Below are 24,426 nucleotides of genomic sequence, written 5' to 3'. Positions count from 1 at the left end.
CCCATGCCGTCCCTTCCCCCGGCCCCCGCTCGGCCCGTCCGCCTCGCCGCCCTTGCCGCAGCGGCGCTGCTAGCGCTCACCGCCTGCGGAGGTGAACCCGCGACCGGGGACTCCGCCGGTTCCCGCGAGGCCGAGGGGTTCGCCATCAACACCAGTCCCGAGCAGGACCGGGTCCGCGCGCAGGCCGTGCCGGAGATCGCGGAACTGGTGCCCGAGGAGATCCGGGAGTCCGGCGAGCTGGTGGTCGGGGTGTCCGGCACCGGCGGGGTGCCGCTCGCGTTCTTCGCCGACGACGACGAGACCATCATCGGCAGCGAGCCCGACATCGCGCAGCTCGTCGCCGACGTGCTGGACCTCGACCTCCGGCTGGAGGTCACCTCGTGGGACAACCTGCTGCTGTCGGTGGAGAGCGGGCAGTACGACGTCGGCATCTCCAACATCACGGTGACCGAGGAGCGCAAGGAGATCTTCGACTTCGCCACCTACCGCGTGGACTCGCTGTCCTTCGAGGCCCGTGCGGACAGCGACATCACGGTCCGGGACCGCACGGACGTCGCCGGGCTCTCGATCGCGGTGGACGCGGGCACCAACCAGGAGGAGATCCTGGTCGGCTGGGACGAGGAGAACCAGGCGGACGGCCTGGAGCCGGTCGACTTCCAGTACTACACCAACCCGTCGGACTACTACCTCGCCCTGCGGTCCGGCCGCATCGACCTGCACTTCGGGCCCACGCCGATGGTGTCCTACCACGTGGCCGCCGCCCAGGAGAGCACGATCGTGGGCGAGGTGCCCGGTGGCGGCGACCTGCCCGCCGAGATCGCCGCGACCACCCAGAAGGGCAACGGCCTGGTCGAGCCGCTCAGCCAGGCGCTGAACACCGTCATCGAGAACGGCCGGTACGCCGAGGTGCTGGCGCGGTGGGGCATCGAGGCCGACACCATCCCGGAGTCGGAGATCAACCCGCCGGGGCTGCCCGCGCGGGAGGACTGACAGGCACCGCGGGAAGGGCGCGCGGCACCCGGGTCACCGGCGGCGCGGCGCTCCCCGCTTGACGAGGTCGACCTTCCGGCCGGACGCCGGGCCGGCCGTCGCCGGCCCCGCCCCCGTGCGGCCGGTCACGGCGGCGGCGACCCCCTGCGCCGGAAGGTCCGCGGCCGCCCGCGCCGCCCGCGGGGCGGTGTCCGCCGCCGCGGCCGCGGCCGCGGTGCCGCGCCCCCTGGCGGCGGCCGCGGCGGCCGCGGTGGCCGTGCGCGGGGCCTCCCGGGGCGCGGCCACCCGCTCGGGCGTCTGCGCGCGAGCCGGGCGCGGAGCGCGGCGGCGCTCGGCGCGGCGGTCGGTGATCCGGTCCTTCACCCGGAAGAACTGCTTCGCACCGTAGGCCCACCCGTAGACGCCGCCGAGCGTCGCCGCGATCGCGCCCACGGTCGCGAGCGGCTGGGTGGTGAACGCCTGGGGGAGCAACCCCACGCTCTCGATGAGGGCGAGCACGACGGGGATCCCGAACAGCCCCATGAAGGCGCCGAGCTTGACGACCCCCCTTGCGGGCGTAGGCGCGCCCCGCCCGGTCGATCGCCGCCTGGCGCTCCTCCTCGGTCGGTAGTCTCCGCGCGGCGTCCAGCGCCCTGCGCAGTACCTCATCGTCCTCGTCCGCCACGCGCGTCCCTCCGCCACCCTCGTCACCGCCGTCGCCGCCAACGATGGTAGTTCCACGCCAGATGCCCGGTAGATGGGCAACTGTTCGCATTCATGTTCGCCTCCCCTGGCATGATGGTGCCGGCGTCGGCAGGCGCCGGTCATCCGAGCGCGGCCCGACCCCCGGGGGGCTTTCCATGGCACCGACCCCGCCCGCAGGGACGCCCGACCAGGTCCGCACCTGGTGGGCGGGACTCGGCGACGAGGAGCGCAGGCACTACGTCGAGGACATGCCAGCCGCCATCGGCGGCCTCGACGGCGTCCCCTCGCTGGCCCGGCACTACGCCAACACCCGCCTGCTCGACGCCTACATCGAGCGCACGGGCGACCTCGACGCCGTCCGGCTGCGCGAGGAGTTCCGCGCCAGCGGCGGCCTGCTGCTGCTCTTCGTCCCGCCGAGCACGGTCGGCGGGACCGACACCCGTGTCGCCATCTCCTACAACGACCCCGACCACGCTGTCGCCACCTCCGTGCTCGTGCCGGGCACGGCGACCAACACCCGCAGCCCGAAGTACCTGAACCACGCGCTCGACTTCGTCCGGCGGCTGCGGGACCGGGCGGACTCCTACACGGACCTCGGCGACAACGCGGCCGTCTTCTGGCTCGGTTACAAGAGCCCCGACCTGCTGGTCCCGGACGCGATGTCGGCCCGCTACGCGCGCGATGGCCACGCCGCCCTCACCAGCTTCTTGGGGGGGCTCAGGGCGGCCAACGTCCGGGGAGAGCAGCGCGGTCCGACGACGCTCATCGGATACAGCTACGGCTCCACCGTGGTCGGCCACGCCGCCGCGGCAGCCGACCTGACCAAGGTCGTCGACACCGTCCTCATCGCCGGGAGCCCGGGGCTCGGTCGGCACATCCGCAGCGTCGAGGACCTCGGATTCACCCCCGACCGGTTCCTCGTCGCGGCATCACCGATCGACCCGGTCGTCCGCACTCCCTCGTTCGTGCACGGGACGAACCCGGCGCACCCCTCCTTCCGCGCCACCCTGGTCGAGACCGGGACCATCGGCCATCTCGGGTACGGGACGGAGGGGACCCCCGCGTTCCTCAACGCCGTCTACATCGTCACCGGCGACCTGGACCGGGTGACGAAGGTCCCGGCCGCGCGGGCCGCCGGCACCCAGGTGGCGCGGCTCGGCGACTGGTTCGGCAGCAGGGTCGGCCGCCGTTCGGACCCGGAGCAGGCAACCGCCGCCGACGCCGGGGCGCGGCCCCGCCCACCGGGACGCGGCGCGCACCGCCCGCGCGGGCGGTCGGGGCGGCCGCGACTATAGAAGCCGGGCGAGGAGGGGACGGAAGGAGTCCGATGGAGACCAGGGAGAAGGCCGCGGCGGCCCGGCAGGCCATGGAACGGGGGGCCGCCCTCGGCGGGCTGCTGCCCGCCCCGTTGGAGTTCGTGGTCGCCGACACCGCGCAGGCGGACCCGGCGGCCGCGGGCGGCACCGCCTTCACGGCCTCGGCCACCTACGTCTGCCGGCTCGGGGCCGCCGCGACGCCGGTGCTGGAGGCCCTGCACACCGCCTGGCGAGAGCGCGGCTGGGACGGCTCACTGCGCCGGTTCCCCGACGGCGGAGGGGACGCCGAGGCGAGCGACCCGGCCGACGGGTACCGCTACACCGCACTCATCCGCCGCGACGGCACGAGCCTGGCGCTGTGGGTGGAGTCGCCGCCCTACCGGGACCCCGACCCGGAGACGCGGTTCCGCCCGATCCGGCCCGCCTGACGCCGAACAGGCCGGGCGCGGCCAGCGGCGTCCGGCCGCGCCGCGCCCGGCGCCAGATCAGACCCTCGTGCCGGTCACGTGCGCGATGCCGGCCCGCTCGATCTCGTCGGCGGCCCGGCCGAGTCCGTCCCGCTCGCGGATCTCCGCACCGATCTCGCGGAGCCGCTGGCGCATCCAGGCGTTGCCGAGCAGCCGTTCGACCGCTTCGTGCAGCTCCCGGAAGGTGACCCGGTGCGGGTCCAGCCGCGCGCCGAAGCCGAGTTCCTGGACGCGCTGGGCGTTGTCGTACTGGTCCCAGAACAGCGGCATCACGACCATCGGCTTGCCGAAGTGGAACGCCTCGGTGACCGTGTTGTTGCCGCCGTGGGTGATCACCAGGTCGACCAGCGGCAGGATGGAGGTCTGCGGGACGAACTCCGCGCCCCACACGTTGCGCGGCAGCCGCAGCTCGGCGTGCCGGGGGCCCAGCGCGACGATGTAGCGGTGGACGGTGTGCTCCAGCATGTCGATCAGGCGCTGCATGAGCCGGACGTCCCCGGCACCGAGGGTGCCGAGGCTGAAGTAGATCAGCGAGCCCTCGCCGTGGGCGATCTTCTCGGGGACCTCGAACGGCTCGTCGGCGCGGCGGACCGACGACTCCAGTCGGATCCAGTTGGGGTTCATCTCCCGCCGGTCCACGTAGTCGGCGACCTCCGGGTAGAGGTAGAGGTTGACGTCGGCCTCGGGCATGAACCGCAGGTAGGGCAGCGGGGCGGCGCCCTGGCGCTGCGCCCACGCGTCGAAGTCCTCCCAGAGCCGGCGGTGGGTGCGTTCGAACTCCGCGCGGAACCGGCTCCACTGGCTGCGGTCGTTGGACGGGTACCCGGAGAAGATCGGCGGGACGTCGGTCCCGGGGACCTCCAGGGGGTTGCACGAGGCGATGCGGACGAGCGGCACGCCGGCCGTGGCCAGCGCGGGGAACAGCACCACGTTGTCCTCGACGACGATGTCCGGCCGCAGTTCCGCGACGGCCCGCCTGAGCTGCGGCTCGGCGCGCTTGACGCCCTGGATCAGGGTCGCCCACATGCGGGCGATGACCGTTTCGAGCTGCTCGTAGGTGCTCCGGCGGAATTCGGGCGCGAGCGTGTCGACGTACCCCCGCCAGAACGGGTCCGGCTCGGGGCCGCTTCCCTCGGGCGCGGACTCGATGTCGACCACGACCTCTTCGAAGCCGCGGGCGGTGAGGTGCCCGGCCCATGACCGCTCGGAGGCGAACACGACCCGGTGCCCGCGTTCGCGCAGCACGTCGCCGATGCCCACGCAGTTGCTCGTGGGACCGTAGGCGCTCTCCGGGAGGAAGAGCACTGTCAGTCTCCGCTCGTCCATGAACCGGCCTCCGCCCGCCGTCGTCAGTTGTTTCCGACGAAACGATACAAGTTGGTTCCGGATCATTAGATCGCCCCCGGAGGGACCGCCACAAAACGCAAACAGCCTCACATTACGGCCTTTTGTCACCGTCTCCGATGAGCTATCGATTTCTCCTGCAATTCGGGACTTTCGTACAATCAACCGCAGATGATCTTCGTGCCGGCGTTCCGGCCACCACGCGCCGACACACCCGCCGCCGCCGCGGCCGCTCCGGCGGTGCGGGCCCCGGGGAACCGGGGCGCCGAAGGGCCCCTGCGGTCGCGGAGCGGTCGCCCCTCGATCGGGGAGCCCGCTCCGGTCGGCGGCGCCGAGCACGAAATGATCACGTTACGGACGGAGCGCGCGCGGTCCCCCATTCCGCGGTGCCGTGATTCTGTGACAATCGCAGCGGTGCGTGCGGCGCCATGTCGATGCGGAGGCGGACGAATGCGGGTCGGGCACGGTCGGGGTCGGAATGACGACGTGCCCCGTCGGCATCACGACGAGTTCACCCACGTGGTACTGCGCGCGATCACCTTCCAGCTGGGCCACCGCTTCCTCACGCTGGCGCACGACGGGCAGCTCGCCGATGGGCTGCGCGGCGCGTGGCACCGGGCCGGCGCGAGCCTGCCCGAGGCGGACCGGCTGCCGCCGACCGGGCTGTCGGCGCTGTACGCCGAGCGCGGCTCCCTGGAGGCGGCCGTGGTGGTGCTGCCGCAGCCGATGCGCACCGGTGAGGCGTACCTGGTGTGCGGCACCCGGATCGCCGACCCGTTCCTGGGGCCCTCCGACCCGGACTTCTTCCTGCTGGAGGCCGACAGCACCGTCCGCGGTCCGCGGACCGTGCGCCGTACGCGGCTGGCGCGCTGGACGCGCGACGGCCGCCGCCTCGAACTGGGCGAGGGGCCCCTGCCCGAGGTGGGCGCGCTGCTGGACGCCATCGCGCGGGTGATGGCGATCGGCACCTGAGCCCGCGGCGCCCCGCACTGGCGCACACCCCCTACTGGGTAGTAACCTGAATTTGTTACTAGCCAGTAGATCGCGTGTGCACACACTGCGGCCAGGACACAGCGGAGCGCGCCATGACGCACTACAAGAGCAACCTCCGTGACCTCGAATTCAACCTCTTTGAAGTCTTCACGCGCCAGGACGTGCTGGGTACCGGCCCGTTCGAGGAGCTGGACGAGGACACGGCCCGCACCATTCTGGAAGAGGTCGAGCGGCTCGCCACCGGAGTGATCGCCGAGTCCTTCGAGGACTCCGACCGCCACCCCCCGGTCTTCGACCCGCAGACGAACACGGTGGCGATTCCGGAAAGCCTGAAGCGCTCCTTCCACGCGTACATGGACGCCGGCTGGTACCAGCTGGACCTCCCCCGCGAGCTGGGCGGCGTGGGCGCACCGCGCTCACTGGTCTGGGCCGCGTCCGAGCTCGTGCTCGGCGCCAACCCCGCGGTGCACATGTACGCCGGCGGCCCGGGCTTCGCCAACATTCTCTGGCAGGAGGGCAACGAGTGGCAGCGCTGGTTCGCCGAGCAGGCGATCGAGCGCGGCTGGGGCGCCACCATGGTGCTCACCGAACCCGACGCCGGATCCGACGTCGGCGCCGGCCGGACCCGCGCCGTCCAGCAGGAGGACGGCACCTGGCACATCGAGGGCGTGAAGCGCTTCATCACCTCGGGTGAGCAGGACATGACCGAGAACATCTTCCACCTCGTGCTGGCCCGCCCCGAGGGGGCCGGCCCCGGCACCAAGGGGCTGTCGCTGTTCCTGGTCCCCAAGTTCCTGGTCAACGAGGACGGGACGCTCGGCGAGCGCAACGGCGCCTACGTCACCAACGTCGAGCACAAGATGGGCCTGAAGGCGTCGACCACGTGCGAGCTCACGTTCGGCGCCCGGCACCCGGCGGTCGGCTACCTGGTCGGCGACCGGCACGACGGTATCCGCCAGATGTTCCGGGTCATCGAGTACGCACGGATGATGGTCGGCACGAAGGCCATCGCCACGCTGTCCACCGGCTACCTCAACGCCCTGGCCTACGCCAAGGAGCGCGTACAGGGCGCCGACCTCACCCGCCAGGCGGACAAGACCGCGCCCCGGGTCACCATCACGCACCACCCGGACGTCCGGCGCAGCCTGATGTACCAGAAGGCCTACGCCGAGGGCCTGCGCGCGCTCGTCGTCTACACCGCCACGCAGCAGGACGCGGTGCAGATCGCCCGGCACCGGGGCGAGGACGCCGCCGAGGCCGAGGCGCTGAACGACCTGCTGCTGCCCCTGGTCAAGGGAGTCGGCTCCGAGCGGTCCTACGCCCTGCTGGCCGAGTCGCTGCAGACCCTGGGCGGCTCCGGCTACCTGCAGGACTACCCGATCGAGCAGTACATCCGGGACGCCAAGATCGACACGCTCTACGAGGGCACGACCGCGATCCAGGCGCAGGACCTGTTCTTCCGCAAGATCGTGAAGAACAACGGGCAGGCGCTCGGCCGGCTGATGACCGAGATCGGGGCGTTCGCCGCCGGCGACGCGGGGAACGGGCAGCTGAAGTCCGAGCGCGCCGCGCTCGCCGAGGCCGCCGCCGACGTCCAGGCGATCGTGGAGAGCATGGTCGGCGACGCGCTGCGCTCGGCCGAGGAGCCGCGTGAGCTGTACAAGGTCGGCCTGAACACCACGCGGCTGCTGCTGGCACTGGGCGACCTGGTGCTGGCGTGGCTGCTGCTGCGCCAGGCCGAGGTGGCGCTGGCCCGCCTCGACGGTGCGAGCGGGGCGGACCGGGACTTCTACACCGGCAAGGTGGCGGCGGCGCGGTTCTTCACCGACCAGGTGCTGCCGCGGCTGTCCGCCGAGCGTGTCGTCGCGCAGCGCGTCACGCTGGACCTCATGGAGCTGCCCGAGTCGGCCTTCTGATTGCGGCTGAACCGGGACAGGCACCTGCTGGCGGGCGGCTTCGGCCGCCCGCCAGCAGGGGTTCCCCAAGAGAACGGCGGAATCCGGTAATGCCCGCACGCGAACGGGGTAGGAGCTAGGCAGCAATCCTTCGCCCTGGTCAACGTCGCGTCACGGAGGTAACCGATGGGCATCGGGCTCGGCATATTCCTGGTCGTCGTGGGTGCCGTGCTCAGGTTCGGCATCACCGCGGACGTCCAGGGGATCGATCTCGCGGCCATCGGGGTCATCCTCATGCTGGCGGGCATCGCCGTCGTCGTGCTGACGCTGATCCTCATGATGCTGCGCAGCGGCCGGGAGACCGAGGAGCGGCTGCCCGGCGACGACCGCCGCGTCTGACGCTGTGGCGGGCGCCCGGGCGGGCGCCCCCCACAGCGGCGCTCAGCCGCCGTCCGCGGTCCGGCGGGGGTAGCGCCGCAGCAGGACGGTCAGCACCGCCGCCGCGGTCAGCGCCATGGCCACCAGCGGCACGAAGGCGACCTGGAAGGCCGGCCCGCCGGTCGGACCCCCCTGGGCGTCCAGCAGCGCGCCAGCGGCCGTCGTGGCGAGGACCACGGTCCCGAACCCGCTCATGTTCACCAGCGCGGCGGCCACTCCCGTGCGCTGCGCGGGCATGCCGTCCCGCGCGTAGTCGAAGGAGACCGACGGCGCGATCACCGCGCCGGCGGCGCTCACCACGATGACGGTCGCGGTGGCCCACAGCGGCGGCAGCCCGCCCGGCCACGCCACCACGGCGAGCCAGCCCAGGCTGACGGTCCAGGCCAGCGTCAGGGCCAGCGGTTTGCGCAGCCCGGGGCGCGCGCCGGTCAGCCGCGCGAGGAACGGCACCAGCACCATGGGAGCGAGCGCCGCGGCGGTGAACAGCATCCCCGCCGTACCGGGGTCCAGCCCGGCTCCGCGTTCCAGCAGGGGGTAGCCCCACAGGACCGCGAGCATGGTGAAGGGGGTCATGGCCACCGCGTGGTGCGCCATGCCGACCCGGGGGCCGCGCTCTCGGAGCGCCTCGCCGATGCTCGCGCGCACCGAGATGCGCTCGGCGCGCCCGGGAGCCGGGAACCCGGCCGGGCGGTCCCGCACGAGCAGCAGCACCAGCACCACGAGCAGCGCGGTGACCCCGCTGGCGGCGAGGAAGGTCGGCGTCCAGCCAACGCCGCGCAGCAGCGCCGACAGCGGCGCGACGCTGGCCACTTGGCCGAGACCGCCCACCAGGCCGGTCAGCGCGCTGACGACCGCGTACTCGCGGCGGGGGAACCACAGGGCGCCGAGCCGGATGACGTTGAGGAAGACGAGGGCGTCACCGAACCCGATGAGGACCCGGCCCGCGATCGCCACCTGGATCGTCGGCGCCACGGCGAAGAGGGCACTGCCGCCCACCATCGCGCCGAGGCCGATCAGCAGCGAGCCGCGCGGCCCGAGCCGGTCGGCGAGCACCCCGCCGGGGATCTGGAACGCCACGTAGACGACGAGCTGGAGCACCGGGAGCATCGACAGCAGGGTGGCGCCGGCGTCGAACCGCTCCTGCGCCATGAGCGCCGCGGCGCTCATCCCGTTGCGGTGGAACATCGCCATGAAGTAGACGACGACCGCGGTGCCCCACACCGCCCAGGCGCGCGCGCCGCCCGGTGGTTCGGCCGCGGTCGGCCGCCGATCGGCCGAGGCGGTGCCGTCCCCCGGGGCGCGCGAGGCCGTGCCGGGACTCCGGCGGGCGGCCGCCCGGCCGCGGTCGGCGGGCACGGGCGCTTTCCCGGCGTCGCGCTCGGCGCGCCGGCCGGTCCGCGAGCTCATCGGCGGGCCCCCAGCAGTGCGGCGGCGGCGTCGATGTGGGAGTGCACGACCGCCCGGGCCCGGGCGGCGTCGCCGGCCTCGATGGCCGCCCGGATCGCGCCGTGGTCCTCGATGCTGCTTCGCATGCGCTCCGCGGTGCGGACCCCCTCCTCCATCATCCGCAGCTGCCGGTCGCGCAGCGACTCGTACAGGGCGGTCAGGATCTGGTTGCCCGCGGCCGTGACGATGGCGCGGTGGAACTCGCGGTCGGCGAGGACGAACTCCCGGCGGTCGGCGGGGGCCCGCTCGGTCATGCGCTCCAGCAGCGCGCCGAGCCGGGCGACGAGTTCCCGGCGGCGCTCGGTCGGCGCCGCGGCCGCGCGCTCGGCGGTGAAGCCCTCGACCAGCCGGCGGGTCTCGATGACGTCGTCGACCTCCTGCTGGGAGACGGGGACGACGAGCGCGCCCCGCTTGGGGTAGAGCCGGACGAGCCCCTCGGCCTCCAGCCGGAGCAGCGCCTCGCGGACCGGGGTGCGGGAGACGCCGACGCGGGCGGCGATGTCCCCCTCGCTGATGAGCTCCCCGCCGGCGTAGTGCCGGCTGAGGATCGCTTCCTTGGTGAACTGGTACGTACGGTCAGTGGCAGATGGCGTGGGATGCATGTTGTATCTATGCTAACCACCCATAATCCGCACATGGGATGAATGGCGGCCAAATCCACACGGATATCGAGTTGTCCAAACATGAGGGATGTGACACACCACACCCGGCAGGCGGCCGACACTCCCCCAGAGACCCGCCCAAGCCACCGGATCGGAAGCAGAGCCGGCCACCCTCCGCAAGCACCCCTTTATCCACAGGTTGTGGATAATGCTGTGAACAGCGAAAACGCACCCGAGGAGACTCCTCCCGCGCGGCCCGTCCATGTGACATGGCCGACATTTGACCGGAGCGCCCTGCCCGCGGGAATTCCTGCTACTATCCGGATTCGCAAGCATAACCGCGAGGTAACAACCGACCTCGTACCCCTCTCATCTTGGTGGAGAGATCGCTGGTCGCCGCCTGCCCGGGCAGCGGCCCTGGCACCCGCCCCCGCGGGCGTCAGCGCAGTATGAGGCCCGCGATCGGGCCGTAGCGGCACCCGTCCGCGGTGCGGAATCCCCGCCCCGCACGCCGCGACCCCCGAGCCACATGAGGAGACGTCCCTTGAGTCATCCGCGACTGAACAACCCCAGAGCGTTCCGGGTGAAGTTGGCGGAGGCCGCGCGGGTGAGGCGTCCCCCCCGGCACGCGTTCCGGGCCGACCGGGCGATCGCCGCCCTGTGGAACGAACTGGCCACCGCCGCCGCGTCCCGGCCGATGTACCAGGCCGGCAGCGCCGACGTCGCGGTCATCTCGGTCCGGCGCGGCATCAACGTGTGGTGCCGGGACGGCAAGTTCATCTGGAGCGACGTCCTCGGCGGCGGCCTCGTCACCCACCCGGCCTGCGACCCGGCCGGCGCCGCCGCCCTGCTCCGCCCCTTCCCCCGGCGCCGCGTCTCGCAGCGGGGGCGGCACCACGCCGCCAACCTCTCGGTGGCCTGAACCGGCCGCCCCGCCGTCCCCACCATGTGTAGCGGGCGCCTCTGACATTCCCGGGCCGCTCCGGCGGTCCCGGACCACGGCACCCCGGCCGCCGCGGACGGCCGTTCCAGATCCGCGCGAGGGCCCCGGCGACGTTCGTCGCCGGGGCCCTCGTGCTGCCGGCGCCCGCTACCCCCAGGCGAGGGCGGTCGCCTCCGGGTCGGTGAGCCACGCTCCGATGTCGCGCAGCGCCTTCGACCCGAGCTCGCCGTCCACCAGCCGGTGGTCGAACGACAGCCCCAGCGTCGTCACCTTGCGCACCTTGAGCTGCCCCTTGTGCACCCAGGGCATGTCCCGGATCTGGCCGACGGCCAGGATCGCCGCCTCGCCCGGGTTGAGGATCGGCGTACCGGAGTCCACCCCGAACACCCCCACGTTGGTGATCGTGATGGTCCCGCCCGCCATCGCCGCGGGCGTCGTCCGGCCGGCCCGCGCCGTCTCCGCGAGCTCCTGCAGCGCCCGCGCCAGGTCGGGCAGCGGTAGGCGGTCGGCGTCCTTGACGTTGGGCACCACCAGTCCGCGATCGGTGGCCGCCGCGATGCCGAGGTTGACGTAGTGCTTCACCACGATCTCCTGGGCGTCCTCGTCCCACGTCGCGTTGATGCCCGGGTGGCGGCGGATCGCGGTGAGCAGCGCCCGCGCCACCAGGAGCAGCGGAGAGACCTTCAGCCCGGCGAACTCCGGACGCTCGCGCAGCCGGCGCACCGCCTTCATGGTCTTGGTGACGTCGACCTGAAGGAACTCGGTGACGTGCGGCGCCGTGAACGCGCTGCCCACCATCGCCGCGGCGGTGTGCTTGCGCACGCCCCGGATGGGGATGCGCTCCTCACGGGCCGCGCGGTCCGGGGCGGCCGCCGGCACCGGCGCCGCCTCGGGGGCCGCCGCGGCCGACGGCTCCGCCGCCGCGCCATGCCTCCTCTGCACGTCCTCCCGGGTGACCGTCCCGCCCGGGCCGGTGGGCGTGACCGTGTGCAGGTCCACGCCCAGGTCCTTGGCGAGTTTGCGCACCGGCGGCTTGGCCAGCACGGTCGGCCGCCCGGCCGGGCCGCCGGAGGCGGGCCGCGGCGGCGGCGCGGCCGCTGCCTCGGCCGGTGTGGCGCGCGGTCCGGCCGCGCCGTTCGGCGCCGCGCCGCCCGGTCCGTCGGGCGCGGCACCGGGCCGGCGGCGCGGTCGGCGCCGGGTGGCACCGGCCTTCGCGCCGTAGCCGACCAGCACGGGCTGGCGGCCCTCGTCCTCGGCCTCCTCCTCGGCGGCCGGCTCCGGCCCGCCGCCGCCGGTGTCCACGCTGATGATGGGAGTGCCCACGTCCACCGTGGTGCCGGCCTCCACGAGCACCTCTCGGACGGTGCCCGCGAACGGGCTGGGCAGCTCCACGACCGCCTTGACGGTCTCGATCTCGCAGATGATCTGGTTGACGGTGATCTCGTCGCCGGGCCGGACGTTCCAGGAGAGGATCTCCGCCTCGACGAGGCCCTCTCCGACGTCGGGCAGCCGGAACTGCTGCACGCCTTGCTGCGTCATTCCCTCAGGTCACCTGGCTCTCGTCAGAAGTCGAAGGCGCGGTCGACGCCGTCGAGGACCCGGTCCAGGTCCGGAAGGTAGTGCTCCTCCAGCCGCGAGGGCGGATACGGCGTGTCGAACCCGCCGACCCGGATGACCGGGGCCTCCAGGTGGTAGAAGCAGGACTCGGTGATGCGTGCGGCGATCTCGGCTCCCAGGCCGGCGCTCACCGGCGCCTCGTGCGCGATCACGGCCCGCCCGGTGCGGCGGACGGAGGCGAAGACGGTGCCGTAGTCCACCGGGGACAGCGAGCGCAGGTCGACCACCTCGATCGAGTGCTCGGTGTCGGCCTCGGCCGCCTGCAGCGCGGTCTTCACCATCGGCCCGTAGGCGAGCAGCGTGACGTCGGTGCCGGAACGCGCCACACGGGCGGCGTCCATGCCGGTGGCCGAGTCGAGCGTGCCGGACAGGTCGGCCTCGGTCCGCTCGTGGTACCGGCGCTTCGGCTCGAAGAACACCACGGGGTCGTCGCAGCTGACGGCCTGCTGGATCATCCAGAACGCGTCCTGCGGGTTGGCCACCGTGATCACCCGCAGCCCCGCGGTGTGCGCGAAGTAGGCCTCGGGCGACTCGCTGTGGTGCTCCACGGCGCCGATGCCGCCGCCGTAGGGGATGCGCAGCACGACCGGCATCCGGATGCGTCCCCCGGAGCGCTGGTGCATCTTGGCGAGCTGGGTGAAGGTCTGGTTGGCGGCCGGGAAGAAGAACCCGTCGAACTGGATCTCGCAGACCGGCCGGTACCCCCGCAGCGCGAGGCCGATCGCGGTGCCGACGATGCCCGACTCGGCCAGCGGGGTGTCGATGACCCGGTCCGCGCCGAAGTCCTTGTACAGGCCGTCGGTGACCCGGAAGACACCGCCGAGCTTGCCGACGTCCTCCCCCATGATGAGGACCTTCGGGTCCGCCTCCATCGCGCGGCGCAGACCCTCGTTGATCGCCTTGCCGATCGTGGTCTTCTCGGCCATGGCTACCGGCCTCCTTCCGCGCCCGCGCCCTCGAAGGAGGCGAGGTAGTCGGCGAACTCCGCCCGCTGGCGGTCGATGTGGGCGTGCGGCTCCGCGTAGACCTCGTGGAAGATGTCCAAAGGCTGCGGGTCGGGCAGCGACCGGCACTCCTGGCGGACCTGCTCGCCGAGCCGCTCCGCCTCGGCGTCCACGGCGGCGAAGAACTCCTCGTCGCCCTCGCCGGTGCCGGCGAGGTGGGCGCGCAGCCGGCTGATCGGGTCCTTGAGCTTCCACTCCTCCAGTTCGGCCGCGATCCGGTACCGGGTCGGGTCGTCGGTGGTCGTGTGCGCGCCCATGCGGTAGGTGAACGCCTCGATCAGGGTCGGCCCCTGGCCCTCGCGGGCGTGCTGCAGCGCGGCCCGGGTGACGGCGAGCGAGGCGAAGACGTCGTTGCCGTCCACCCGCAGCCCGGGGAACCCGAAGCCGGACGCGCGCCGGTACAGCGGGACCCGCGTCTGCCGGTCGTTGGACTCGGAGATGGCCCACTGGTTGTTCTGGCAGAAGAAGACCACCGGAGCGTTGTTGACGGCGGCGAAGTTGAACGCCTCGTTGGTGTCGCCCTGGCTCGTGGCGCCGTCCCCGAAATAGCTGATGACGGCGCTTCCGCCGTCACCCACGGCGCCGTCGCGCTGCACACCCATGGCGTACCCGGTGGCGTGCAGCGTCTGCGCGCCGATCACGATGGTGTAGAGGTGGAAGCCGTGCTCGTCCGGCGACCACCCGCCGTTGGTCACCCCGCGGAAGAGCGCCAGCAGGCTCTTGGGCGCCACGCCGCGGCACCACGCCACGCCGTGCTCGCGGTAGGACGGGAAGGCCATGTCGTCGGCGCCGAGCGCCCGGCCGGAGCCCACCTGGGCCGCCTCCTGCCCGAGCAGGGAGGCCCACAGCCCGAGCTCGCCGTGGCGCTGCAGCGACACGGCCTCGGAGTCGAAGCGGCGCACGAGCACCATGTCGCGGTACAGGCCGCGCTTCTCGGCCGCGGTCAGGTCCAGCGGGTAGTCGGGGTGCTCTCTGAGCTCCCCGTCAGGAGTCAGGAGCTGGATGAGCTCCGGTTCCTCTTGCGCGGTGGTGATGGACACCTGTCGCTCCTCGGGTATCGGGGCCGATGCGCGGGGTACCGCTGGTCGGCCGGCTCTCCACCCGCTCACCCGGGGTAACGGGTATGCGCGGGCGGCCCTACCGTCATCGTGACAGAAGTCACCACCGAGGACGCAAGCCCCAACGACACCTTTTCGCTGAGGCCTCATGATTGCGCAGAACCGCGAAACCACCAACTACCAGGGCTTCCTAGCAAAAAGAAGGCCATCCGAGGATCTCGTCGCGCGTGCGCGGAACCCGCGGCGCCGCTGCGGACCGGGCGCGGCGCCGGCAGCCCGCCACCCAGCCATCGATTACGGAGAGTAGTCGAGCATGTCCGCTGGTCAGCCCGGCGCCCCAACGGGCGGGCGGCGGAACGGGCGACCTGCTCGGGTGGTTTCGTCACACAGGGTCGCCCGGCGGAGGACCCGGGCCTCGTCGACCGGGTCAGGCGGGCTGGAGCCCTCGCTCGCGCGCGTAGTCGGCGAGCTGGCCGCGCAGCTGGCGGCGCGCCCGGTGCAGCCGGGACATGACGGTGCCCAGCGGGGTGTCCATGCGAGAGGCGACCTCCTTGTAGGAGAAGCCCTCGATGTCGATGAGGTACACCACGAGCCGGAAGTCGGTCGGCAGCTGCGCCAGCGCGTGCCGGATCGCGGAGTCGGGAAGGTGGTCGAGCACCTCGGCCTCGGCGGAACGCGATCCGCTGGAGGCGTGGGCCTCGGCCGCGGCGAGCTGCCAGTCCTTGATCTCGTCCGTGGTCTCCTGGCGCGGCTCGCGCTGCTTCTTCCGGTAGCCGTTGATGAAGGTGTTGGTGAGGATGCGGTACAGCCACGCCCGCAGGTTGGTGCCGGCGCGGAACTGGTGGAAGTTCGCGAACGCCTTGGCGAAGGTCTCCTGGACCAGGTCCTCGGCGTCCGCGGAGTTGCGGGTCATCCGGAGGGCGACCGGGTAGAGCTGCTCGGCGAACGGCGTGACCGCCGTCTCGAAGTCCAGCTCCTCGATGTCGTCCGGTGCCCCGGGAAGGCGTTCGAGTTCGATGGTCGTCAAATTTCCCCCTAGGGACGACCGTGGTTCGCTACCACGTTGGTAGACGCTTGGAGAGCCCTTTCATGTTGACAGACACATGAGTGACGAACATCACGAGATGTCGAAAACGGCCCGTTCGGGGCGATCAACAGGTATAACCGCGCCCCAGCGCCTTCGGCCACGCGGTCCGGCGCGGGTGCCGTACGCTTCTTCGTGCTCTCCCCTACCAGCGTAGGTGGAGCCGCCCGTCCGTAGAAGTGAAGTGCGGCATATCTGTGGAGGACCTCGTGGCCCGCGTCGTGGTGGACGTCATGCTCAAGCCGGAGATCCTGGACCCCCAGGGCCAGGCCATCGTCGGGGCGTGCGACCGCCTCGGCTTCAAGGGCGTCGCCCAGGTCCGGCAGGGCAAGCGGTTCGAGGTGGAGGTCGACGGCGAGGTCGACGACGCCAAGCTGGCCGACGTCCGGCGGCTCGCCGAGACGCTGCTGGCCAACCCCGTCATCGAGGACTTCGAACTGCGCGTGGAGTAGCGCCCGCCGCACGGGGCCGCCGTTTCGCCGTCCGCGCCGCGGGAAGGCTCTCGTGTTGTACGGACCGGGCATGGGGGAGCCGATGGACGTGAGATTCGCGATCGCACTGCCCCGGAAGGCCTACACCGTCGCGGTCATGCGCGACGTGATGGACGAGGCGCTGCGGAGCACCGACGTCTGCGACGGGTGCCGTTCCGACCTCCTCCTCGCAGGGTCGGAGGCGTGCGCGAACGTGATCGACCACGGACACACCGCCGTCGGCTACAACGTCGTCACACGGGTCCTGGCCCGGTACTGCGAGATGGAGATCGCGCACACCGGGCCACGGTTCGACCCAGCGCAGGTGCCCCTGCCGGATCTGGAAGCAGAATCCGGCAGGGGCATTCTTCTGATGCGGGCGTTCGTCGACCAGGTGACGTTCGGCCACGACGGCGCGGGAACGGTGGTCCGGCTACGCAAGCGCCTCGACTGCCTGCGCCACCCGGCGCGCCGCCAGCCGCGCCGCCCGGCCGGCGTGGGCTAGCCGCCGCGGACCGGCCGCGTCCGGCGGCGCGGCCCGATGAACCGGCTCATCGCACCGGGCGGCGAGGTCAGCGGGTACGCTCGTGAGCGGTGGGGCCGCCATGAACGTCACGGCCCGCACCGGCCTTGCTCCTCACTGCGAGACACAACGGAGAGTGCCCATGGCAGCCCGTGTGGGCGTCGTCACCTTCCCCGGATCCCTTGACGACAGGGACGCGGCGCGCGCGCTGCGGATCGCCGGCGCGATCCCGGTCGCCCTGTGGCACGGCGACGCCGACCTCCGGGGCGTGGACGCGGTCGTCCTGCCGGGAGGGTTCTCCTACGGCGACTACCTGCGCTGCGGCGCCATCGCGCGCTTCGCGCCGATCATGAGCGAACTCGTGCCGGCCGCCCGCTCGGGCCGGCTGCCGGTGCTCGGCATCTGCAACGGCTTCCAGATCCTCTGCGAGAGCCACCTGCTGCCCGGCGCCCTCACCCGCAACTCCTCGCGGCACTTCATCTGCCGCGACCAGCTCCTCCGGGTGGAGTCCACCGCCACCGCGTGGACCGGGGACTACCACACCGGCCAGGAGATCCTGATCCCGCTGAAGAGCGGCGAGGGCAGCTACGTCGCCGACCCCGCCACGCTCGACGAGCTCGAGCGCGACGGGCGGGTCGTCGCGCGCTACGCCGGCGCCGCCCCGAACGGCGCGCAGCGCGACATCGCCGGCATCACCAACGAGCACGGCAACGTCGTGGGCCTCATGCCGCACCCCGAGCACGCCGTGGAGGCGCTGACCGGCCCCTCCGTCGACGGGCTCGGCTTCTTCACCTCGCTCCTGGCGCACCTGGCGGCCGGCCCCGTGCCGGCGGCGGCCACCGCCCGGTGAGCATGGGCCGGACCACCACACCACCCGGGGAGGGCGTTTCCCGATGATGGCGCTGCTGCGCTCCAGGACGGCGATGCTCGTCCTGGTCGCCGTGGTCACTGTCGGACTGGTGGCCACCTCTGCCGTCGGTCTGCTCAACGGCTGGGGGCCGGCGCCGGCGAGCCAGGGTGCCGCCGACTCGGCGGCGCCCGCCCCGGAGATGGAGGTGCTCGGCGCCGCCCCGGACGGTGTCGAGTACACCGACCTCGGCCAGCAGTGCGACACCGCCGAGTGCTACCGCCCGGTGGCCCTGACCAGCGACTCGGTCGAGGGCGAGCAGGCGGTCGAGGCGGTGTACAACCACCTGCTCGACCAGGGGTGGGGGCGGCTGCTGCCGCAGGGCGCCACCGACCCCGCCGACGTGCCGCTCGCCGACTCCGCGCTGACCGACGGCTCGGTGATCGTGCAGGGCAGCGTCCAGCCCTACACGGAGGGCTCCACGGCCGGCCTGGTCCTGGCGCACGCCAGCGCGCCGGCCTGACCGCGTCCGCTTCCCGCATCCGCCACGCCACGCCCGCATCCCGAACGGAAATCCCATGCCCGAAGCACCTCAGCTCGACACCGTCGCCAAGGCCGCCGGCTCGCCGGACTCACCCCAGCCGTTCGCCGAGCTGGGCATGAAGGACGACGAGTACGCGCGCGTGCGCGAGATCCTCGGCCGCCGCCCGACCTCCGCCGAGCTGGCGATCTACTCGGTGATGTGGAGCGAGCACTGCTCGTACAAGAGCTCCAAGGTGCACCTGCGGCAGTTCGCCGAGAAGGCGCCGCGCAACGACGCGCTGCTGGTCGGCATGGGTGAGAACGCCGGTGTCGTGGACGTCGGCGACGGGTACGCCGTCACGTTCAAGATCGAGTCGCACAACCACCCGTCCTACGTCGAGCCGCACCAGGGCGCGGCCACCGGCGTGGGCGGCATCGTGCGCGACATCCTCACCATGGGCGCCCGCCCGGTCGCGGTCATGGACGCGCTGCGGTTCGGGCCGCTCGACGCCCCCGACACCCGCCGCGTGCTGCCGGGCGTGGTCTCGGGCATCTCGTTCTACGGCAACTGCCTGGGCCTGCCCAACATCGGCGGCGAACTGGGCTTCGACTCCGGCTACATCGGCAACCCGCTGGTCAACGCCCTGTGCGTGGGCGTGCTCCGGCACGAGGACATCAAGCTGGCCCAGGCGCCGGGCCCGGGCAACAAGGTGGTGCTGTTCGGGGCCACGACCGGCCCCGACGGCATCGGCGGGGCCTCGGTGCTGGCCAGCGCCACGTTCGACGAGGAGAGCCACGCCAAGCGGCCGAGCGTCCAGGTCGGCGACCCGTTCCTGGAGAAGCTGCTCATCGAGTGCAGCCTGGAGCTGTTCGCCGCGGACCTCGTCGTGGGCATCCAGGACCTCGGCGCGGCCGGTGTCTCCTGCGCGACGACGGAGCTGGCCGCCGGCGGCACCGGCGGCATGCGCATCGAGCTGGACCGGGTTCCGCTGCGCGACTCGCGGCTCACGCCGGAGGAGATCCTCATGAGCGAGTCGCAGGAGCGGATGATGGCGATCGTGTCGCCGGACAAGCTGTCCGCGTTCATGGACGTGTGCGCCAAGTGGGACATCGTGGCCACGGTCATCGGCGAGGTCACCGACGTGACCCCCGAGGAGGCCGAACGCGGCGGCCGACTGGTCATGACGTGGCACGGCGAGACCGTGGTCGACATGCCGCCGCGGACCGCCTCCGACGAGGGGCCGGTCTACGAGCGCCCGATCGCCCGCCCGAGCGACCAGGACGCGCTCCAGGCCGACACCCCGGACCAGCTGCCGCGCCCGGCGAACGACGCGGAGCTGCGCGCCCAGCTGCTGCGGGTACTCGCCGCCCCCGGCATCGCCGACCCGAGCTGGGTCACCCGCCAGTACGACCGGTACGTGCTCGGCAACACCGTCCTGGCCACTCCGCACGACGGCGGCATGGTCCGCATCACCGACGACGGCGAGCGGGGCGTGGCACTGGCCACCGACGGCAACGGCCGCTACACCCGGCTGGACCCCTACACCGGTACCCAGCTCGCCCTCGCGGAGGCGTACCGCAACGTCGCGGCCACCGGGGCGCGCCCGCACGCGGTGACCAACTGCCTGAACTTCGGTTCCCCCGAGGACCCGGGGGTCATGTGGCAGTTCGCGGAGGCCACCCGCGGCCTGGCCGACGGCTGCCGCGAACTCGGCACCCCGGTGACCGGCGGCAACGTCAGCTTCTACAACCAGACAGGCTCCACGGCGATCAACCCCACCCCGGTGATCGGCGTGCTCGGCGTGATCGGCGACGTGCGGGACCGGCTCACCAGCGCCTTCCCCGCCGACATCGACGACGCCCGCCTCTACCTGCTCGGCACCACCCGCGACGAGCTGGGCGGGTCCGCCTGGGCCGACGTGGTCCACGGCCACCTGGGCGGCCTGCCGCCTGCGGTCGACCTCACCGCCGAGGCGGCCCTGGGCCGGGTGCTCTCGGCCGGGGCGTCCCTCAACGTACTCGCCGCCGCCCACGACCTCTCCGACGGCGGTCTCGCCATCGCGCTCGCCGAGTCCGCACTGCGCGGCGGTGTGGGCTGCACGGTCGACCTGACCGGCGACCCGTTCGTCGCCCTGTTCAGCGAGTCCGCCGCCCGGGTGATCGTCGCGGTCGCCCCGACCGCCGACGCCGCCTTCCAGGAGACCTGCGACCGCCACGCGGTGACGGCCACCCGCATCGGCTCCATCGGCGGCGACGCCCTGCGCGTCCGCCACGCCACCGGCGGCTTCGAGATCCCGCTGACCGAACTGCGCACCGCCTACGAGAGCACCCTGCCGAGCGTCCTCGACGGGGAGTGATCCGGAGGCCGTACAGCACACCGGTGGCCCGGCCCCGCTCGGGGTCGGGCCACCGGTGTTTCGCGGACCGCTAGCCGCTCCGGTCCGGGCGCTCCTCTCCGGGCTCCTCGTCCGAGGGCTCCGACATGTCGGTGACGGGTTCGGGCTCCAGCTCCTCGTGGGCCCGGGTGGGCTTGTTGCCGCGCAGGGCGCCTTCCACCTCGGTCTGCATCTGGTCGTCGAGCTTCGGTCCGTGCTTGGCGCTGCCGCGTTCCATGGCGGGGTCCTCCTCGCGGTACTCGACTGGGACCGTGCGGTCCCTCGTGCTACCCGGCGCCATGCGGCGCGAAACGGCCCTGCCGCTGCGCGGCCGAAGGTGCATGGGACGCCGCCGGCTGGGCAGCGGACGGGGACAGGAAGAACGACCGCGAGTTTCGGGTGGAGGTGAGTCGGGGCGCGCCGCCGGCGCGGACCCGGGACCATGGATCTGCGATTTCTCGATGCGCTGTACACCGGATCGGGACCGATGGCCTCGGTCTATCTGGACGCCTCTCCAACGGAGGACACCGCGAAGGAGGTCGAACTCCGCTGGCGGGGGCTGCGGGAGGAGCTGGCGGAGCAGGGAGCCGACGCGGAGACGCTGCGGGCGCTGGACGGCGCCGTCGGCGAGTCCACCGGGCTGCCGGGGCCGCAGGGGGAGGCGCTGTTCGCCCGCGGCGGCCGGGTGCTGGCCGCGCACACCCTGAGCCGGCCGCCGCGGCGCAACCATGCCTCGTGGCTACCGGTCCCCGACCCCCTGGACCTGGTGGCGGACCTTGAGGAGGCGATGCCCTACGTGGTGGTGGCCGCCGACCGGCTGGGCGCCGACGTCGCCGCCTACGGCAGGTACGGCGGACTCGCCGAGGAGCGGTCGTTCAGCGGCGGATCGCTGCACGTCCAGAAGGTCCGGGGCGGCGGTATGGCCCACCGCAGGTACCAGCGCCGCTCCGAGCAGCTGTGGGACGCCAACGCGGCCGAGGTGGCGGCGGACGTGGCGGACGCGGTGGCCGAGGTCAACGCGGTGGCGGTGTTCGTCGGCGGCGACGAGCGGGCGCTGGGCAAGCTGCGCGGCCACTTGGACGAGCGGACCCGCGGACTGCTCGTGGACCTGCCGGGCGGCGGCCGGGCGGACGCCGACGCGATGGCCAGCCTGCGCGATGCCGTCCAGCGGCGGTTGGAGGAGACGGCCGTGCTGTTCCGGGACACGGTCGTCGCGGAGTTCCGCGACGAGGTGGGCCGGGCCGGCCGGGCCGTGGAGGGGCTGGAGGCCACCATGGCCGCGCTGCGGGCCGGCCAGGTCCGCACCCTGCTGCTGCAGGCCGACCGCCCCGTCGAGAAGGAGCTGTGGGCGGCCCTCGACGACCCGCGGCAGGTCGCCGCGGACCGCGGTGCGCTCACCGACCCCGGTGAGGCGGTCGCGGGGCCGGCGAGCGCGCTGCTCATCCGGGCCGCGCACGCCCAGGGGGCGGACCTCACGCTGCTGCCGCCCGCGGACGGCGAGAGCGAGGATGTCGGCGCCCTGCTGCGTTTTACGATGGAGGCGTGAGCGATCGACCACCCCGGCGGGTCCCCCGGGACCGGAAGGGCCTGCGGCGCGGCCGGGTGAAGGGGCCGCTGGGAAGCATCGAGCGTCCGGCGAGTCCGCTGCACTTCCGGCTGGTGCTGGCGGTCTTCGGTGCCCTCGTGTGCCTGGTCGGGGCGGTGCTCGCCGTGACCTGGGCGCACTCCGCGGCACTGACCGTCGTCCTGGCGGCCGGGGTGGTCGCGACGGGGCTCAACATCTACTGGGTGAGCCAGCGCATCCGCCACGAGCGCTGAGCCCGCTCACTCCTCACCCAGCATGCCCTCGCGCAGCCGGGCCAGCGCGCTGGACAGCAGCCGGGAGACGTGCATCTGCGAGACGCCGATCTCCTCGGCTATCTGGCTCTGCGTCTTGTTGCCGAAGAAGCGCAGCAGGATGATGCGGCGCTCGCGCTCTGGCAGGGAGTTGAGCAGCGGAGGCAGCGACTCGCGGTCCACCACCGACTCCAGCGCCGTGTCGACGGAGCCGAGCGTGTCGCCGAGGTTGCCGCTGTCGTTCTCGTCCTCGCCGGCGGGGGAGTCCAGGGACAGCGCGCTGTAGGCGGCGGACGCCTCCATGAGCTCGGACAGGTCGTCCACCGACATCCGCATCTCCACCGCGAGCTCGCGGCTGGTGGGCGAGCGGCCGAGGTCCTGGGTGAGGCGGCGGATGGTCTGGTTGAGTTCCGTGCGGCGCTCCTGGTGGCGGCGCGGGACGCGGACCGCCCACGTGCGGTCGCGGAAGTGCCGCTTGACCTCACCGGTCATCATGGGCATCGCATAGGCGATGAAGTCGTGTCCGAGGTCGGGGTCGAAGCCGTTGATGGCCTTGACGAGGCCGAGGAGGGCGGCCTGCTCCAGGTGCTCCGGTTGCTCCTCCGGCACCCGGCGCAGCCGCGCGAAGAGCTCGGCGACCTCGGCGTCGCGCTCCGCGTGCGCCCGTGATGTGGGCCGCTTCTCGGTGCGGCGGCGCGCCGATCGGGTGGTGGGGACCGACGCACTGGTTCTGATGTCCGTGACGGGCATGGCCGACTCCTGGGAACGGTCCAGCGGTGTGCACCCGAAGCACCGGCCGCCCGGAGGTCCACTGGGCCGTGCACCGGCTCCGCGTCGCACGACCCGCTCCGGCCCCGGTATCTCTCCGAGTCTAGTCCTCCTGTTGTTACCTCGCTGAGACCTGCGAAACCCGGCCGGGGGCGGACCGGCCCGATCTGCCGCCCGCCCCGCAGGTCAGCGGGCCTCCTCCGGGATCCAGGGCCGCCACACGTCGGGGTGCTCGGCGACCCAGCGCGCCGCGGCGTCCTCGGGGTCGAGCCGGTCGTCGGCGATGAGCTGGGCGACGGCGTTCTGGTCGGCGTTGCTCCAGGTCCAGTCGCGGATCAGCTCGTAGGCGGCCCCGCCGTCGCGCGCGAACCCGGCGCGGAAGACCTTGTTGAGCTCGTAGCGCGGGTAGTCGCAGGAGACGTCCTCGGGGTCGGTGTCGCACCCCTGCGTCCACTCCGGGAACCGGACCCGCACCAGGTCGAGGTCGTTCTGCACCCAGCTGGGGTCCTGCGAGTAGAACAGGACGGGGTCCCCCCGCTCGTAGCGGTTGCGGACCTCGGTGAGCTGCGCGGCCTCGGAACCGGCGAAGACGATCTCGAACGGCAGGTCGAAGTGGTTGATCAGCCCCTGGTCGCTGGTGACGAAGCCGGGGGCGCCGGCCAGGAACTGCCCGCGATCGCCGCTCTCGGGCGTGCGGAACACGTCGGCGTGCTCCCGCAGGCCCTCGGGTGTGTCGATGCCGGGGTACTCCTCGACCAGGTAGCGCGGCAGGTACCAGCCGATCTGGCCGACGTTCCCGGTCGGCCCGCCGTCGACGACCGTGCCGTTGCCCTCGGGCCCGTAGGTCCGCATGAGGTCCTCATGCCCCCAGTTCTCCAGGATCACGTCGACGGCGCCCTGGTCGAGGGCCTGCCACGCCGGCTGCTCGTCGATCTGCACGAGCTGCACCTGGTAGCCCAGCTCGTGCTCCAGCAGGTACCCGACCACGGCCGCGTCGGCCTCGTAGCCCACCCACGCGTTCAGGGCGATGCGCACCGTGTCCGGGTCGCGCAGCACGGACGTGGTGCGCACGGCGCAGGAGGTGGCCAGGACGAGGACGAGGGTGAGCACCACCGTGCGGAGCAGGCCGGTGCCGCGGGGTCGGCGCGCGGCCGGCCGTGTCGGCCGGGCGGGTCGTGCGGATCGTGTTCCCATCGCTTCCTCT

At 72.7% G+C, this 24,426-nt stretch carries 25 protein-coding genes; 14 read left to right on the top strand and 11 right to left on the bottom strand.

Going from position 1 to position 24,426, the window contains the following annotated elements; genetic code table 11:
• The coding region (locus tag DEF28_RS17280; RefSeq protein WP_309485824.1) for an ABC transporter substrate-binding protein at positions 1 to 990 on the top strand (990 nt) is incomplete at its 5' end.
• Positions 991 to 1,023: 33 nt separating this feature from the next.
• On the opposite strand, the gene DEF28_RS17275 is transcribed toward DEF28_RS17280, so the two are convergent.
• Positions 1,024 to 1,512, bottom strand: coding sequence for a hypothetical protein (locus tag DEF28_RS17275; protein ID WP_114398760.1), 489 nt, complete (start codon positions 1,510 to 1,512; stop codon positions 1,024 to 1,026).
• Positions 1,513 to 1,829: 317 nt separating this feature from the next.
• On the opposite strand from DEF28_RS17275, the gene DEF28_RS17270 reads away from it, so the two are divergent.
• On the top strand, positions 1,830 to 2,969 hold the full coding sequence (locus DEF28_RS17270; RefSeq protein WP_158562864.1) for an alpha/beta hydrolase: 1,140 nt from the start codon (positions 1,830 to 1,832) through the stop codon (positions 2,967 to 2,969).
• A 32-nt stretch (positions 2,970 to 3,001) separates the two neighbouring features.
• Positions 3,002 to 3,418 carry a hypothetical protein gene (locus tag DEF28_RS17265; protein WP_114398762.1) on the top strand — a complete coding sequence of 139 codons (417 nt, stop codon included), beginning with the start codon at positions 3,002 to 3,004 and terminating at the stop codon, positions 3,416 to 3,418.
• 57 nt (positions 3,419 to 3,475) lie between these two features.
• Here DEF28_RS17265 and DEF28_RS17260 read toward each other — a convergent pair whose 3' ends face one another.
• Complete coding sequence (locus tag DEF28_RS17260) at positions 3,476 to 4,783, bottom strand: glycosyltransferase (protein ID WP_114398763.1); 1,308 nt, start codon at positions 4,781 to 4,783, stop codon at positions 3,476 to 3,478.
• A gap of 504 nt (positions 4,784 to 5,287) precedes the next feature.
• Here DEF28_RS17260 and DEF28_RS17255 point away from each other — a divergent pair.
• The 3 genes from DEF28_RS17255 (at position 5,288) to DEF28_RS17245 (ending at position 8,088) form a co-directional block, all read left to right on the top strand.
• Positions 5,288 to 5,773: a hypothetical protein gene (locus DEF28_RS17255; RefSeq protein WP_233515363.1), complete on the top strand. Its 486-nt coding sequence runs from the start codon at positions 5,288 to 5,290 to the stop codon at positions 5,771 to 5,773.
• Positions 5,774 to 5,886: 113 nt separating this feature from the next.
• Complete coding sequence (locus tag DEF28_RS17250) at positions 5,887 to 7,710, top strand: acyl-CoA dehydrogenase (RefSeq protein ID WP_114398765.1); 1,824 nt, start codon at positions 5,887 to 5,889, stop codon at positions 7,708 to 7,710.
• A gap of 165 nt (positions 7,711 to 7,875) precedes the next feature.
• Positions 7,876 to 8,088, top strand: coding sequence for a DUF6458 family protein (locus tag DEF28_RS17245; RefSeq protein WP_114398766.1), 213 nt, complete (start codon positions 7,876 to 7,878; stop codon positions 8,086 to 8,088).
• Positions 8,089 to 8,130: 42 nt separating this feature from the next.
• Here the strand turns inward: DEF28_RS17245 and DEF28_RS17240 are convergent, their stop codons facing one another.
• The gene (locus DEF28_RS17240) at positions 8,131 to 9,483 is read right to left on the bottom strand and encodes an MFS transporter (RefSeq protein WP_374058412.1); all 1,353 of its coding nucleotides are present in this window, start codon (positions 9,481 to 9,483) and stop codon (positions 8,131 to 8,133) included.
• A 47-nt stretch (positions 9,484 to 9,530) separates the two neighbouring features.
• Complete coding sequence (locus tag DEF28_RS17235; RefSeq protein WP_114398767.1) at positions 9,531 to 10,175, bottom strand: GntR family transcriptional regulator; 645 nt, start codon at positions 10,173 to 10,175, stop codon at positions 9,531 to 9,533.
• A 544-nt stretch (positions 10,176 to 10,719) separates the two neighbouring features.
• Here DEF28_RS17235 and DEF28_RS17230 point away from each other — a divergent pair.
• Positions 10,720 to 11,097 (top strand): hypothetical protein, encoded by a 378-nt coding sequence (locus DEF28_RS17230; RefSeq protein ID WP_114398768.1) that lies wholly within the window; start codon positions 10,720 to 10,722, stop codon positions 11,095 to 11,097.
• 168 nt (positions 11,098 to 11,265) lie between these two features.
• Here the strand turns inward: DEF28_RS17230 and DEF28_RS17225 are convergent, their stop codons facing one another.
• The 4 genes from DEF28_RS17225 to DEF28_RS17210 form a co-directional block, all read right to left on the bottom strand.
• Positions 11,266 to 12,657 carry a dihydrolipoamide acetyltransferase family protein gene (locus DEF28_RS17225; RefSeq protein WP_114398769.1) on the bottom strand — a complete coding sequence of 464 codons (1,392 nt, stop codon included), beginning with the start codon at positions 12,655 to 12,657 and terminating at the stop codon, positions 11,266 to 11,268.
• A gap of 23 nt (positions 12,658 to 12,680) precedes the next feature.
• Positions 12,681 to 13,661, bottom strand: a complete 981-nt coding sequence (locus DEF28_RS17220; protein ID WP_114398770.1) for an alpha-ketoacid dehydrogenase subunit beta — start codon at positions 13,659 to 13,661, stop codon at positions 12,681 to 12,683.
• Positions 13,662 to 13,663: 2 nt separating this feature from the next.
• A complete protein-coding gene (gene pdhA / locus DEF28_RS17215; RefSeq protein ID WP_114398771.1) occupies positions 13,664 to 14,779 on the bottom strand; it encodes a pyruvate dehydrogenase (acetyl-transferring) E1 component subunit alpha in 1,116 nt (371 codons plus the stop codon).
• Positions 14,780 to 15,224: 445 nt separating this feature from the next.
• Positions 15,225 to 15,824, bottom strand: coding sequence for a sigma-70 family RNA polymerase sigma factor (locus tag DEF28_RS17210; protein WP_114398772.1), 600 nt, complete (start codon positions 15,822 to 15,824; stop codon positions 15,225 to 15,227).
• 266 nt (positions 15,825 to 16,090) lie between these two features.
• On the opposite strand from DEF28_RS17210, the gene purS reads away from it, so the two are divergent.
• From purS to purL, 5 genes are all read left to right on the top strand, one after another.
• Positions 16,091 to 16,333: a phosphoribosylformylglycinamidine synthase subunit PurS gene (purS, locus tag DEF28_RS17205; protein WP_114398784.1), complete on the top strand. Its 243-nt coding sequence runs from the start codon at positions 16,091 to 16,093 to the stop codon at positions 16,331 to 16,333.
• A gap of 82 nt (positions 16,334 to 16,415) precedes the next feature.
• The gene (locus DEF28_RS17200; RefSeq protein ID WP_374058189.1) at positions 16,416 to 16,856 is read left to right on the top strand and encodes an ATP-binding protein; all 441 of its coding nucleotides are present in this window, start codon (positions 16,416 to 16,418) and stop codon (positions 16,854 to 16,856) included.
• A 160-nt stretch (positions 16,857 to 17,016) separates the two neighbouring features.
• Positions 17,017 to 17,724 (top strand): phosphoribosylformylglycinamidine synthase subunit PurQ, encoded by a 708-nt coding sequence (gene purQ / locus DEF28_RS17195; RefSeq protein ID WP_114398774.1) that lies wholly within the window; start codon positions 17,017 to 17,019, stop codon positions 17,722 to 17,724.
• Positions 17,725 to 17,767: 43 nt separating this feature from the next.
• Complete coding sequence (locus tag DEF28_RS17190; RefSeq protein WP_114398775.1) at positions 17,768 to 18,244, top strand: hypothetical protein; 477 nt, start codon at positions 17,768 to 17,770, stop codon at positions 18,242 to 18,244.
• Between the two features lie 55 nt (positions 18,245 to 18,299).
• On the top strand, positions 18,300 to 20,600 hold the full coding sequence (gene purL / locus DEF28_RS17185) for a phosphoribosylformylglycinamidine synthase subunit PurL (RefSeq protein ID WP_114398776.1): 2,301 nt from the start codon (positions 18,300 to 18,302) through the stop codon (positions 20,598 to 20,600).
• A gap of 70 nt (positions 20,601 to 20,670) precedes the next feature.
• Here purL and DEF28_RS17180 read toward each other — a convergent pair whose 3' ends face one another.
• Complete coding sequence (locus DEF28_RS17180; RefSeq protein ID WP_114398777.1) at positions 20,671 to 20,856, bottom strand: hypothetical protein; 186 nt, start codon at positions 20,854 to 20,856, stop codon at positions 20,671 to 20,673.
• Positions 20,857 to 21,060: 204 nt separating this feature from the next.
• Between DEF28_RS17180 and DEF28_RS17175 the strand changes: the two genes are divergently transcribed.
• Together DEF28_RS17175 and DEF28_RS17170 are read left to right on the top strand one after the other, a co-directional pair.
• Positions 21,061 to 22,164, top strand: coding sequence for a baeRF2 domain-containing protein (locus DEF28_RS17175; RefSeq protein ID WP_114398778.1), 1,104 nt, complete (start codon positions 21,061 to 21,063; stop codon positions 22,162 to 22,164).
• Positions 22,161 to 22,436: a hypothetical protein gene (locus tag DEF28_RS17170; RefSeq protein ID WP_233515362.1), complete on the top strand. Its 276-nt coding sequence runs from the start codon at positions 22,161 to 22,163 to the stop codon at positions 22,434 to 22,436. Before DEF28_RS17175 ends, DEF28_RS17170 begins: the two co-directional genes overlap by 4 nt.
• A gap of 6 nt (positions 22,437 to 22,442) precedes the next feature.
• Here the strand turns inward: DEF28_RS17170 and DEF28_RS17165 are convergent, their stop codons facing one another.
• A complete protein-coding gene (locus DEF28_RS17165) occupies positions 22,443 to 23,204 on the bottom strand; it encodes a SigB/SigF/SigG family RNA polymerase sigma factor (RefSeq protein ID WP_114446173.1) in 762 nt (253 codons plus the stop codon).
• Between the two features lie 204 nt (positions 23,205 to 23,408).
• On the bottom strand, positions 23,409 to 24,416 hold the full coding sequence (locus DEF28_RS17160; RefSeq protein ID WP_114398780.1) for an ABC transporter substrate-binding protein: 1,008 nt from the start codon (positions 24,414 to 24,416) through the stop codon (positions 23,409 to 23,411).
• Positions 24,417 to 24,426 lie beyond the last annotated feature (10 nt).

Origin of the sequence: Marinitenerispora sediminis (assembly GCF_003336425.1) — a bacterium.
Taxonomy (GTDB): Bacteria; Actinomycetota; Actinomycetes; order Streptosporangiales; family Streptosporangiaceae; genus Marinitenerispora; species Marinitenerispora sediminis.
This window is presented reverse-complemented; position numbering and strand designations above follow the sequence as displayed.

What these genes read in the sequence shown, in the direction of transcription:
- DEF28_RS17275 (WP_114398760.1), bottom strand. Translation starts at nt 1,512, where the DNA reads ATGGGGCTGTTCGGGATCCCCGTCGTGCTCGCCCTCATCGAGAGCGTG.
- DEF28_RS17270 (WP_158562864.1), top strand. Translation starts at nt 1,830, where the DNA reads ATGGCACCGACCCCGCCCGCAGGGACGCCCGACCAGGTCCGCACCTGG.
- DEF28_RS17265 (WP_114398762.1), top strand. Translation starts at nt 3,002, where the DNA reads ATGGAGACCAGGGAGAAGGCCGCGGCGGCCCGGCAGGCCATGGAACGG.
- DEF28_RS17260 (WP_114398763.1), bottom strand. Translation starts at nt 4,783, where the DNA reads ATGGACGAGCGGAGACTGACAGTGCTCTTCCTCCCGGAGAGCGCCTAC.
- DEF28_RS17250 (WP_114398765.1), top strand. Translation starts at nt 5,887, where the DNA reads ATGACGCACTACAAGAGCAACCTCCGTGACCTCGAATTCAACCTCTTT.
- DEF28_RS17245 (WP_114398766.1), top strand. Translation starts at nt 7,876, where the DNA reads ATGGGCATCGGGCTCGGCATATTCCTGGTCGTCGTGGGTGCCGTGCTC.
- DEF28_RS17235 (WP_114398767.1), bottom strand. Translation starts at nt 10,175, where the DNA reads ATGCATCCCACGCCATCTGCCACTGACCGTACGTACCAGTTCACCAAG.
- DEF28_RS17225 (WP_114398769.1), bottom strand. Translation starts at nt 12,657, where the DNA reads ATGACGCAGCAAGGCGTGCAGCAGTTCCGGCTGCCCGACGTCGGAGAG.
- DEF28_RS17220 (WP_114398770.1), bottom strand. Translation starts at nt 13,661, where the DNA reads ATGGCCGAGAAGACCACGATCGGCAAGGCGATCAACGAGGGTCTGCGC.
- DEF28_RS17200 (WP_374058189.1), top strand. Translation starts at nt 16,416, where the DNA reads ATGGACGTGAGATTCGCGATCGCACTGCCCCGGAAGGCCTACACCGTC.
- purQ (WP_114398774.1), top strand. Translation starts at nt 17,017, where the DNA reads ATGGCAGCCCGTGTGGGCGTCGTCACCTTCCCCGGATCCCTTGACGAC.
- DEF28_RS17190 (WP_114398775.1), top strand. Translation starts at nt 17,768, where the DNA reads ATGATGGCGCTGCTGCGCTCCAGGACGGCGATGCTCGTCCTGGTCGCC.
- purL (WP_114398776.1), top strand. Translation starts at nt 18,300, where the DNA reads ATGCCCGAAGCACCTCAGCTCGACACCGTCGCCAAGGCCGCCGGCTCG.
- DEF28_RS17180 (WP_114398777.1), bottom strand. Translation starts at nt 20,856, where the DNA reads ATGGAACGCGGCAGCGCCAAGCACGGACCGAAGCTCGACGACCAGATG.
- DEF28_RS17175 (WP_114398778.1), top strand. Translation starts at nt 21,061, where the DNA reads ATGGATCTGCGATTTCTCGATGCGCTGTACACCGGATCGGGACCGATG.
- DEF28_RS17165 (WP_114446173.1), bottom strand. Translation starts at nt 23,204, where the DNA reads ATGCCCGTCACGGACATCAGAACCAGTGCGTCGGTCCCCACCACCCGA.
- DEF28_RS17160 (WP_114398780.1), bottom strand. Translation starts at nt 24,416, where the DNA reads ATGGGAACACGATCCGCACGACCCGCCCGGCCGACACGGCCGGCCGCG.